Source organism: Rhodoferax sp., from assembly GCF_018063565.1.
GTDB lineage: Bacteria > Pseudomonadota > Gammaproteobacteria > Burkholderiales > Burkholderiaceae_C > Rhodoferax.
Genome location: NZ_JAGPBB010000103.1, coordinates 1 through 10,535 on the forward strand (window position 1 = coordinate 1; position 10,535 = coordinate 10,535).

Genomic DNA, 10,535 nt, shown 5'->3' on the forward strand with positions numbered 1-10,535 from the left:
GCAGACTTGCAAGCGCGTGATGCGCGGGATATGTCCCGTAGCAGCGCGCCTTTAATGCCAGCGCAGGATGCCAGGCTGCTGGACAACTCGGATTTATCGGTCGACGAATCGGTGCATCAGGTGTTGGACTGGTGGCAGGGCATTCAGCCCTTCTGAAGTTTCTCTAGAGCTGAAACCGGCCCTCACCTGCCCTTTCGCGCCGCATTGGCGCATTGCAGTTGAGGTTCAAAAAACTTAACCCCCGTGGTGTTTGCCACATCAAAAATGTCTGAATCTTTTGCCGCCCTGTTTGAAGAGTCCCTGCAACGCACAGAAATGCGCCCAGGCGAAGTGATCACCGCTGAAGTGGTGCGTATTGAGCACAGCTTTGTGGTTGTCAACGCTGGTCTGAAGTCCGAAGCCTATGTGCCGCTGGAAGAATTCAAAAACGATCAGGGCGAAACCGAAGTGCAAGTGGGTGATTTTGTATCAGTGGCCATTGGTTCGATCGAGAACGGCTACGGCGACACCATCCTGAGCCGCGACACCGCCAAACGCCTGGCTTCCTGGATGAGCCTGGAGCGTGCGCTTGAGTCCGGCGACTTCGTCACCGGCACCACCAGCGGCAAAGTCAAGGGTGGCCTGACGGTGCTGGTCAACGGCATCCGCGCCTTCCTGCCTGGTTCACTGGTTGACACCCGTCCGACCAAAGACTTGTCTCCGTATGAGAACAAGACCATGGAGTTCAAGGTCATCAAGCTTGACCGCAAGCGCAACAACGTGGTGCTGAGCCGCCGCGCGGTGGTTGAAGCCAGCATGGGCGAAGAGCGCAGCAAGCTGATGAACACGCTCAAAGAAGGCGCGATTGTTCAAGGCGTGGTCAAGAACATCACCGAATACGGTGCTTTTGTGGACCTGGGCGGCATCGACGGTCTGTTACACATCACCGACATGGCCTGGCGCCGTGTGCGTCACCCCTCCGAAGTGGTGACCGCTGGCCAGGAAATCACTGCCAAGATCCTGAAATTTGACACCGAGAAAAACCGCGTCTCTCTGGGTCTGAAACAAATGGGTGATGACCCGTGGATGGGCGTGAACCGCCGTTACCCCACCGGCACACGTATGTTTGGCAAGATCACCAACATTGCCGACTACGGCGCATTTGTTGAACTCGAACCCGGTATCGAAGGCCTGGTGCACGTGTCCGAGATGGACTGGACCAACAAGAATGTGGCCCCGGCCAAGATTGTTGCCTTGGGTGACGAGGTCGAAGTCATGGTCCTGGAAATCGACGAAGACAAGCGTCGCATCAGTCTGGGCATGAAGCAGTGCAAGGCCAACCCCTGGCAGGAGTTTGCGCAAAACACCAAGCGTGGTGACCGCGTCAAGGGGCCGATCAAATCCATTACCGACTTTGGTGTGTTTGTGGGTCTGGCCGCCGGGATCGATGGTTTGGTCCACCTGTCTGACCTGTCGTGGAACGAAGCCGGCGAAGTTGCCGTGCGTGAATACAAGAAGGGCCAGGAAGTTGAAGCGATTGTGCTGGCGGTCGATGTGGATCGCGAGCGCATCTCCCTGGGCATCAAGCAACTTGACTCCGATCCGTTCACCACCTTCTCGTCGATCAACGACAAGGGTTCCGTGGTGACTGGCAAGGTCCGGGCCGTGGATGCCAAAGGTGCCGAGATTGACCTGGGTGACGACGTGCTGGGTTACCTGCGTGCGTCAGAGATCAGCCGTGATCGCGTTGAAGACGCCCGTAACGTGCTCAAGGAAGGCGACGAAGTCACCGCCGTGGTGGTCAATGTGGATCGCAAGACCCGCAACATCCAGTTGTCGATCAAAGCCAAGGATGCCGCTGACCAGAGCGAAGCCATGGCCACATTGAGCCAGCAGTCGGCTCGTGAAAACGCGGGTACCACCAGCCTGGGCGCATTGCTGCGCGCCAAGCTCGACAACAACAACTAAGCGCTTATCGCCTAGCTGAGCAAACGACCGGCCGCCTGGTGCGCCGGTCGTTTTTTCTTTGTACCTGTTTCACCACCATGACCCGCTCCGATCTTGTCGAAGAACTGGCTGCCCGTTTTAGCCAGTTGACCCAGCGCGACGCAGAATTTGCAGTCAGGGCTATTCTTGACGCCATGAACGACGCGTTGGTACGCGGCCACCGCATCGAAATCCGCGGGTTTGGCAGTTTCTCTGTCAATTACCGGCCGCCACGCATGGGTCGCAACCCTCGAAGTGGTGCCAGTGTGGCCATCCCCGAGAAGCGTGTCCCCCATTTCAAGCCAGGCAAAGCCTTGCGTGAGGCGGTCGACCAACGCACCGTCGAACTGTCGCAAACAGTCAAATCCGGCGCGTGATCGCTAGAATTTGTGCTTCTTTGGGGATTCACCGATGAAACACATCCTTTGGCTGCTCAAGTGGGTGCTCAAAGCGGCCATTTTTTTTACCCTGTTCGCGTTCGCCTTGAACAACCAGCAGGACACCACAGTGCACTTTTTCTTTGGTAACCAGTGGCAGGCACCCCAGGTGCTGGTGGTGCTGACCGCATTTTCAGCCGGGGTGATGGTTGGCGTGATGGGGATGGTTCCCCGCTGGTGGCAACAACGACGCCGAGTCCGTCGCAGTGAGTCACGGACCCAGCCCGTGCGCGCTGAAACAGCGGCCACCCCGGAGGCAATGCCCCCGACCACAGCACCTGCCTACGCAGATGGAATTTGATCTGAGTTGGGTGCTGCTGGGATTGCCGATGGCTTTTGTCATGGGTTGGCTGGCATCGCGTGTCGATCTGCGCCAAATACGCCTGGAAAACCGGCAAGCCCCCAAGGCCTATTTCAAGGGGCTGAATTTTCTGCTCAACGAACAGCAGGATCAGGCCATTGATGCCTTCATCGAAGCGGTCCAGAAAGACCCCGACACCTCGGAGTTGCACTTTGCATTGGGCAACCTGTTTCGGCGCCGCGGTGAATATGAACGCGCTGTACGGGTACACGAGCATCTGTTGTCACGTGCCGATCTGAGCCAGGACGACCGGCACCGCGCCCAACACGCGCTGGCGCTGGACTTTCTCAAAGCCGGCTTGCTGGACCGTGCCGAAGACGCCTTGCAAAAGCTCGATGGCACACGTTTCGAGACTGAGGCACACTTGGCCTTGCTGGCCAACTTTGAGCGTAGCCGGGACTGGGCACAGGCGACCCTGATCGCGGAGAAGCTGGATTGCGCCACCCGTGGCAGCCTTGGCCATCGACTGGCGCATTACCGGTGCGAACAGGCTGCGCTGCTGGTGACTCAGGGCGAAGTCCCCAAGGCACTTGAACTGTTGGACAGCGCTTTGCAGATGGCACCGGATGCACCCCGCCCCAGGCTTGAGATCGCCCGCCTCCAAATCAAGACCGGTCAAGCCGGTGGTGCCTTTCAAACATTGCTGGCGGCACTTGAATATTCACCGGCTGCCACCTCGCTGATCGCAGCACCGCTGGTACAGGCGGCGCAGATCAGCGGAGACACCTTGGCAGCGCGCGAGATCCTGCAGGCCCGTTATCAGGACAACCCGTCGCTGGATCTCCTGGACGCTTTGGTCACACTCAGCGACGCAGATCCGCTGGAGCACAGCCGTGCTCGCGACTACTACCTCCGGCACCTGGACCTGGAACCGTCACTGGTGGCGGCCTCGCGCTGGATTGCCGGAGAGAAACTCGAACACGAGCAATTTCATCCCAAAGTCCAGCGCGCGCTGGACCACGCCACCAAACCCTTGTTGCGCTACCGCTGTGCCGCCTGCGGCTTTGAGGCAATGCAGCATTTTTGGCAATGCCCGGGCTGCCAGGCCTGGGACAGCTACCCGGCACGACGCATCGAAGAACTGTAAATCCATGACTATTTCCAAAGAAAATTTGGCCAGCGCCCGCGTCCTGGTCGTGGGCGACGTGATGCTTGACCGGTATTGGTATGGTGCGGTGGACCGCATCAGCCCCGAGGCACCGGTACCCGTGGTGCGCGTCACGCGGGAGGAAGAACGCATCGGCGCAGCTGCCAATGTGGCTTACAACGTGGTCACGCTGGGTGCCCAGTCATCGCTGCTCACTGTGGTAGGCGACGACGATGCCAGCCACAAGCTCGAAGCCCTGGTGGCAAAAACCGGCATTCGCCCTTTTTTTGGTCGGGATGCACAGCTCAGCACGACCGTCAAGTTGCGCGTGATCGGGCGTCAGCAGCAGTTGATACGGCTTGATTTTGAAAACACCCCCAAGAGCGAAGTGCTGGCATCTCAAACGAGCTCCTTCATCGAACTGCTGCCGCAGCATGATGCAGTCCTGTTTTCCGACTACGGCAAGGGTGGCTTGGCCCATGTGGTTGACATGATTGGACGCGCCAGAGCTGCCGCCAAGCCTATTTTTGTCGATCCCAAAGGTCATGACTATGGGCGCTACCTTGGAGCCACCGTGATCACGCCCAATCGGGCTGAACTGCAGCAGGTGGTCGGCGGCTGGAGCCATGAATCTGATCTGTCCGGCAAAGCGCAGGCTTTGCGCACCCGGCTTGGCTTGCAAGCCCTGCTGCTGACACGTAGCGAAGAAGGCATGACGCTCTTTGACGACCAAGGCCAGATCAGTGTCAGCGCACAGGCGCGCGAGGTGTTCGATGTGACCGGTGCTGGCGACACCGTGATCGCCACCATGGCGGCCTTGGTGGCAGCCGGCTTGAGTCTGCGGGACGCCTTGCCGCTGGCCAATCGAGCCGGCGGACTGGTGGTTGGCAAGTTCGGTACCGCCACCGTTTCTTACGAGGAGTTGTTTGCATGACCCGAATTGTGGTGACCGGTGCGGCCGGTTTTATTGGATCCAACCTGATCAAGGGTCTCAATGCGCGTGGCCTGAGCGACATCATTGCGGTAGATGACCTGACTCAAGGTGACAAGTTTCGCAATCTGGCGGATCTGCAGATTGCCGATTACATCGATGCCGATACCTTTTACGACGACTTTGCGGCTGGAAAGTACGGGCAGATTGAAGCGGTGTTCCACGAAGGGGCCTGCAGCGACACCATGGAGCTCAACGGCAAGTACATGATGCAAAACAACTTTGCCACTTCGGTGCAATTGTTTTACGCTTGTCAGAAGCGCGGCGCCAGACTGTTGTATGCCTCCAGCGCTGCCACCTACGGGGGTTCGGACACCTTCCGTGAGGAGCCGCGATTCGAACGTCCACTCAACGTCTATGGCTACTCCAAGCTGCTGTTCGATCAGCGGATGCGTCGCGAATGTGGTCTGGACTTTGGTCGCTCCATGGCAGGCAAAACCATGCAGGTGGTGGGTTTCCGGTATTTCAATGTGTACGGTCCGCGTGAGCAACACAAAGGCCGCATGGCCAGTGTCGCCTATCACCAGTTCAACCAGTTCAAGGCCGATGGCAAGGTCAAGCTGTTTGGCGATTACGGCGGTTATGCGCCTGGATCCCAGATGCGCGATTTTGTGTTTATCGACGATGTGGTGGCGGTCAACCTCTGGTTTTTTGACCATCCGGGGGTGTCGGGCATCTTCAATCTTGGCACGGGCCGGGCACAACCCTTCAACGACGTCGCGACCGCCGTGGTGAATTCGTTTCGAATGGCGGAGAATCTGCCGCCGCTGGCAACGCATGAGCTTGGCGCGCAAGGGCTGATTGAGTACATTGCATTTCCGGATGCATTGCGCGGCAAATACCAGTGTTACACCCAGGCTGACCTCGGGATGCTGCGGGCGTGTGGCTGTGAGCACACATTTGCCGATGTGCAAACGGGTGTCAGCCAATACGTTCAGTGGCTTGCCATAAATAGTTGACACTGGCGAACTTCAGTGTCTTTTGAGTCATGAGAATGGCCTTACACTCAGCAGGTTTTTTATGGGCCACGGCGTTTTTTCGCATGCGCAGTGTTTGGCCGTCGCAGATTTCCCTTAACTTTCAGGAGCATTCCCGTGTTGAAAAAACTTCTCGCCCTCGTCGCCATGCTTTACGCAGCCGCCTGCTTTGCAGCGGTGGATGTCAATAAAGCCACCGCCGCCGAGCTCGATGGCATCAAAGGCATTGGTCCCGGCATTTCGACCAAGATTCTGGATGAGCGGAAAAAAGGCAACTTCAAGGACTGGACCGACTTCGTTGATCGCGTCAAAGGGGTCGGCGAAGGCAATGCCGCCAAATTTTCAGCGGAAGGCCTGACAGTGAATGGTGACTCGTTCAAAGGCGTAGCACCGGCCCCAAGTGCCAAAGCGGCGAAAACAGATGCAAAGGCTGCCAAGGCTGACGCCAAGGCACCTGCCGCTTCGGCAAGTAAAGATGCAGCCAAGGCAGCCAAAGCTGAGGCCAAAGCAACAACAGCATCCGCTGACAAAGACGCTGCAAAACAGGCAAAGGCCGATGCAAAAGCAGCCAAAGCTGCTGAAAAAGCCTCCAAACCTAAAGCTGGCGCGAGCAAGTAAGCTTTCGGCACGGATGACGCAAACCCGCTTCGGCGGGTTTTTTTATGGGTCGCCTATTGCTGACTATATGATGCATCCATCATGACATCTGTACTGGCCATTTGTATCGGCGCCTGCCTGGGTGCACTGGCGCGCTGGGGATTGGGACTCTGGTTAAACCCGGGGGCATTGGTCCCATGGGGTACCCTGGCCGCCAATCTGATCGGTGGCTACCTGATCGGAATTGCTGTTGCGGTGTTTCAGGCCCTGCCTCACCTGGATCCGGCATGGCGACTGGCGATCATTACCGGGTTTCTGGGTGGATTGACAACGTTCTCGAGTTTTTCTGCCGAAGTGGTGGGATTGCTGGGTCAGCAACGCTACCAACTGGGTCTGATGACCATAGCGCTCCACCTTTTTGGCTCACTGGGCATGACGCTGGCAGGCATATGGAGCGCCAGTTTCTTTATCGCCAGAGCCTGACTCCGCAGCGCCAATTGCCGACAACTTTTGGGCGGATATCCCCCAATTGGGGGATGGACAGGTCGACACATCAGGAACAAAATGCTTTTGACACTCGCAGGGCACGCTGATCAACGGTCATTTTTTGGGCATATCATGAAAGACACGGCACTGGCAAACAAGCGCTATCTCATTGTGGATGATGATGATTTTTCGTGCGATGTTCTGCAAAGTGTATTGACGCACTTGGGCTGTTCCGATATCCATTACGCCACCAATGGCCATACGGCATTGAGCTTGGCCCGGCAGCATCAGCCGGACTTTGTGTTGCTGGACATCTATATGCCCGAGGCCGACGGCTGGACGATGCTCAGTCAACTGCGGGCGGTGCTTCCGAATGCTTCGATTCTGATGGTGACCGGTACTGGAATGCAGGCGGATTTTCTCAAGTCGATCGACGCACACGCCGACGGCTTTTGTATCAAACCCGTTGCCACTGAAATCCTGCAAAAAGCCCTGCTCAACGCACTGAACCGCCGCCAGCACCGGGTTCCGACATCCCACTGAGATGTCTTGAGCGGTTTTGTCTGGGTCAGCCGCTGGCCCTCGTCCGCTCATCGGTGCGGAACTTGCATGCAATGCCATTCAAAAAAGCGCTCACCCTCCGGCAATGGGCGGCCAGATGGCCAGCACGTCCCCTTCTTGTAGTGTGCGGCTGGCACGCAGCTCTGGCGCGATGTAGGTGCCGTTGACCAGCACCAGGTGCACCTGCTTCTCCGGCAGGCGGTGCTGCGCCACCAACTGACTGATCGTCACCTCGGGCGCGATATCGAGTTCAACGATATTGGTGTATTTGGCCGCGGGCGGCAAATAGTCGGTGAGCGAGGCAAACAGTTTGAGCGTGATCTTCATGGCGCACGCACTTTAGCGTCGGCGCGCGTCGTGCGCACCCGACCACTCGGCATGCCCCTGCGCGCAAGCCAGGTAGGCGTCGGCCAGGCGGGTCGGGTCGTTTTTGAGGATGTCTTTCCATGCCCCGAGCTTGATTTGGCCCTCAACCAGGCCGCGCATCGCCCCCACATGCTGCGTCCAGCCCACGCAGTTGCAGCCCACCAGCACGTCATCTCTGAATTGCAGGCTCAGGTGTTTGCCCGCAGTTCGGTCGGTCAGCTCGACGTGTTCACCCCCATTGACACCTTTCCAGTCACCAAAGCTGGCTGAAACCAGTCCCAGCGTGTCGAGCACATTGATTTGCGTCACCCCTTTGAGGTGCGCGTACGCCGTGCGGCGACCCTTGGCAAACGCCACCATGTTCACAGCGGCAATGCGCGCCTGCTCCGACGCGTTGGGCTGGATGGCACTGACCATGGTGGTGCCAGACACCTTGTCAAACGCTTCGGCACAGTCGCCGGCGGCAAAAATGCCCGGTACATTGGTTTGCAGATGCTCGTCGGTCAGCACGCCCTGCAGGCACAACACGCCCGAATCCTGCATAAAGCGGATGGCGGGGCGCACACCGGCGGCGCTAATCACCAGGTCGGCGGGCATGGTTTTGCCGTTGGACAGGGTGACTTGCAGCGGTTTGCCCGGCGCGATCGACTCCACCTTGGTGCTGGTAAACACCTCAATGCCCTTGGACTCCACCCAGTCGCGGATCATGCCGCCCGCCACCGGGCCCATCATGCGCGGCACCATGCGGTCGCCCATTTCGACCACGCTTAAGCGCACACCGCGCGCAGCGAGTGCCTCCATGATGATGCAGCCGATAAAACCCGCGCCCAGTTGCAATACGCGTGCGCCGGGTTGTGCCAAAGCGGCAATGGCGCGCGCATCGGCCAGCGTCCAGCAGGTGTGCACACCTTCGGCATCGATGCCGGGAACGGGTGGATGCACCGGGTGCGAGCCGGTGGCGATCAGCAGGGTGTCAAAGGGCACCGTCTCACCGTCATCGAGCACTACGGTTTTTGTAGCTTCCTGCACTGACTGCACCTGGGCTAGAAGCCGATTTATCTTTAAATCTTCAAAATGGGTCGGGCTGCGACGCAGGTAAGTGCCCGACTCGTCGATCTTGCCGGTGAGCAAGTAGGGAATGGCCATGCGTGAATAGGCGGGCTCGCGCTCGTCACCAATCAGCGTGATGCGGTCGGTGGCACTGTGCTTGCGGATGGTTTCGGCGGCGATGACACCGGCCGGGCCGGCACCGAGGATAACGTGGTGGGTCATGGGTTTCTCTTTCAGTAAAAACGGCTCTTTTCAGAGCCGTTTTGGGGTCAGATAACGAAAAATCTTACAGACTCAGCCGCTCTTTGGTGGCTGCCGTTGGGCGGCCTTCGCTGTCCCAACCGCGGGCCTCGTAGTACAACGGCAGCATGGTGGCGAGTTCGTTGAACTTGCCTTTGGCTGGGCCGGTCTTGCAAGCACCCTCGACACTAGTCAGGCGCGCGGGCAGGCTGTCGTCGGCTTTTGTGAAGCCGGCGCGGTTGTTGAACTCGCGCTCCATATTCCAGATGCGCTCCCCAATCTTGGCCAGTTCTTCAACCGTGTACACCTCGTCGCAAGCCCCCTGCATTTGTGGCGAGAGATCTTGCAGGCCCCAGGCGAAGGTTGTGAAAATGCACAGGCCAGACGAGTCAAACGCAGCCGTGGCGTCCTGGAACGCCTTGACCAACTCTGGCTTGCCCTGCGATTCGAGCGGATCGGTCTTGACCGGGATGCCCAGAATTTCTGACGCAATGGTGTAGCCGCGCAGGTGGCAGCCGCCACGATTGCTCGTGGCATAGGCCAGACCAATACCCTGAATGGCGCGGCCATCATAAGCCGGGAATTCCTGGCCCTTGGAGGACATCGACAGTTCGGGATGACCATATTTGGCGGTGAGTCGCTTGGAGCCCTGGCCGATTTCCTTGCCAAAACCGCGACCATTGACCGTCTCTTCCGCCAGGAAAGCCAGTGCGCGCGCAGAACCAAACGTGGCCTCGCAGCCCACCTGCTCTTTGGTCAGCACACCCATGCCGTAGAGTTCCATCACTGCACCCACGGTGGCACCAAAGCTGATCGGGTCAATCCCCTCCTCGTTGCACAGCATGTTGGCGTATTGCAGGCATTCCAGATCGTTCACGCCATTGGCCGCACCCAGCGCCCAGGCAGCTTCGTATTCGAGGCCGCCATTGGCACCGCGGTACTGCGGCTTGGTTTCGATGGTGAAGTGGCCTTCGTCCATCTTGCTGATGCGCCCGCAGGCAATGGTGCAACCAAAGCACGCCTGGTTGGTGACCAGATGTTTTTTGCCATCGGTCTTGCGCGGTGTGGCCATGGCTTCGGCACCGATGTCCTTGGCGCCTTCAAACTGGTTGTCCTGGTGGTTGCGGGTGGGCAAGCCGCCCACCTCGTTAATCACGCTCATCAGAACCTGGGTGCCCATGGCGGGCAGGCCAGTGCCTGTGACACCGTTCTCAGCCAAGACCTTTTTGCTGGCCTTGACAGCGGCCATGAAGGCTTTGGGGTCACGCAGATTGCCGACACCCTTGGTGCCGCGCACCGCAATGGCCTTGAGATTCTTACTGCCCATCACCGCACCGACGCCCGAGCGGCCCGCAGCGCGGTGCAGGTCGTTGACCACGGCGGCAAACAGCACGCCGTTTTCACCAGCCTTGCCGAT

At 58.6% G+C, this 10,535-nt stretch carries 13 protein-coding genes; 10 read left to right on the plus strand and 3 right to left on the minus strand.

Translation table 11 applies throughout. The annotated features are described in order from the left end of the window. The 10 genes from KBF66_RS16865 to KBF66_RS16910 all read left to right on the plus strand — a co-directional run. Positions 1-156 (plus strand): (d)CMP kinase (locus KBF66_RS16865; protein WP_296660034.1); only part of this gene is annotated, 156 nt, incomplete at its 5' end. Between the two features lie 108 nt (positions 157-264). Then, complete coding sequence (gene rpsA, locus KBF66_RS16870; protein ID WP_296659999.1) at positions 265-1,947, plus strand: 30S ribosomal protein S1; 1,683 nt, start codon at positions 265-267, stop codon at positions 1,945-1,947. A gap of 77 nt (positions 1,948-2,024) precedes the next feature. Further along, the gene (locus KBF66_RS16875; RefSeq protein ID WP_296660001.1) at positions 2,025-2,342 is read left to right on the plus strand and encodes an integration host factor subunit beta; all 318 of its coding nucleotides are present in this window, start codon (positions 2,025-2,027) and stop codon (positions 2,340-2,342) included. A gap of 34 nt (positions 2,343-2,376) precedes the next feature. Continuing rightward, positions 2,377-2,703: a lipopolysaccharide assembly protein LapA domain-containing protein gene (locus tag KBF66_RS16880; protein ID WP_296660003.1), complete on the plus strand. Its 327-nt coding sequence runs from the start codon at positions 2,377-2,379 to the stop codon at positions 2,701-2,703. Further along, positions 2,693-3,850, plus strand: a complete 1,158-nt coding sequence (gene lapB, locus KBF66_RS16885; protein WP_296660005.1) for a lipopolysaccharide assembly protein LapB — start codon at positions 2,693-2,695, stop codon at positions 3,848-3,850. Before KBF66_RS16880 ends, lapB begins: the two co-directional genes overlap by 11 nt. A 4-nt stretch (positions 3,851-3,854) precedes the next feature. Then, entirely contained in the window at positions 3,855-4,784 is a 930-nt protein-coding gene (gene rfaE1, locus KBF66_RS16890) for a D-glycero-beta-D-manno-heptose-7-phosphate kinase (RefSeq protein WP_296660008.1), read from the plus strand. After that, a complete protein-coding gene (gene rfaD / locus KBF66_RS16895; RefSeq protein ID WP_296660011.1) occupies positions 4,781-5,800 on the plus strand; it encodes an ADP-glyceromanno-heptose 6-epimerase in 1,020 nt (339 codons plus the stop codon). The genes rfaE1 and rfaD overlap by 4 nt, the downstream gene beginning before the upstream one ends. 135 nt (positions 5,801-5,935) lie before the next feature. Beyond that, positions 5,936-6,436: a helix-hairpin-helix domain-containing protein gene (locus KBF66_RS16900; protein WP_296660015.1), complete on the plus strand. Its 501-nt coding sequence runs from the start codon at positions 5,936-5,938 to the stop codon at positions 6,434-6,436. Positions 6,437-6,517: 81 nt separating this feature from the next. Further along, complete coding sequence (crcB, locus tag KBF66_RS16905) at positions 6,518-6,898, plus strand: fluoride efflux transporter CrcB (RefSeq protein ID WP_296660019.1); 381 nt, start codon at positions 6,518-6,520, stop codon at positions 6,896-6,898. A gap of 135 nt (positions 6,899-7,033) precedes the next feature. After that, positions 7,034-7,444: a response regulator gene (locus KBF66_RS16910; protein WP_296660022.1), complete on the plus strand. Its 411-nt coding sequence runs from the start codon at positions 7,034-7,036 to the stop codon at positions 7,442-7,444. A 90-nt stretch (positions 7,445-7,534) separates the two neighbouring features. Here the strand turns inward: KBF66_RS16910 and KBF66_RS16915 are convergent, their stop codons facing one another. From KBF66_RS16915 to KBF66_RS16925, 3 genes are all read right to left on the minus strand, one after another. Beyond that, entirely contained in the window at positions 7,535-7,789 is a 255-nt protein-coding gene (locus KBF66_RS16915; RefSeq protein WP_296660024.1) for a MoaD/ThiS family protein, read from the minus strand. A gap of 12 nt (positions 7,790-7,801) precedes the next feature. Beyond that, positions 7,802-9,100, minus strand: coding sequence for an FAD-dependent oxidoreductase (locus tag KBF66_RS16920; protein WP_296660026.1), 1,299 nt, complete (start codon positions 9,098-9,100; stop codon positions 7,802-7,804). Between the two features lie 64 nt (positions 9,101-9,164). Continuing rightward, the coding region (locus KBF66_RS16925) for an aldehyde ferredoxin oxidoreductase C-terminal domain-containing protein (protein ID WP_296660029.1) at positions 9,165-10,535 on the minus strand (1,371 nt) is incomplete at its 5' end.

Coding starts and splice junctions, on each gene's coding strand:
- rpsA (WP_296659999.1), top strand. CDS start 265: ATGTCTGAATCTTTTGCCGCCCTGTTTGAAGAGTCCCTGCAACGCACA.
- KBF66_RS16875 (WP_296660001.1), top strand. CDS start 2,025: ATGACCCGCTCCGATCTTGTCGAAGAACTGGCTGCCCGTTTTAGCCAG.
- KBF66_RS16880 (WP_296660003.1), top strand. CDS start 2,377: ATGAAACACATCCTTTGGCTGCTCAAGTGGGTGCTCAAAGCGGCCATT.
- lapB (WP_296660005.1), top strand. CDS start 2,693: ATGGAATTTGATCTGAGTTGGGTGCTGCTGGGATTGCCGATGGCTTTT.
- rfaE1 (WP_296660008.1), top strand. CDS start 3,855: ATGACTATTTCCAAAGAAAATTTGGCCAGCGCCCGCGTCCTGGTCGTG.
- rfaD (WP_296660011.1), top strand. CDS start 4,781: ATGACCCGAATTGTGGTGACCGGTGCGGCCGGTTTTATTGGATCCAAC.
- crcB (WP_296660019.1), top strand. CDS start 6,518: ATGACATCTGTACTGGCCATTTGTATCGGCGCCTGCCTGGGTGCACTG.
- KBF66_RS16910 (WP_296660022.1), top strand. CDS start 7,034: ATGAAAGACACGGCACTGGCAAACAAGCGCTATCTCATTGTGGATGAT.
- KBF66_RS16915 (WP_296660024.1), bottom strand. CDS start 7,789: ATGAAGATCACGCTCAAACTGTTTGCCTCGCTCACCGACTATTTGCCG.
- KBF66_RS16920 (WP_296660026.1), bottom strand. CDS start 9,100: ATGACCCACCACGTTATCCTCGGTGCCGGCCCGGCCGGTGTCATCGCC.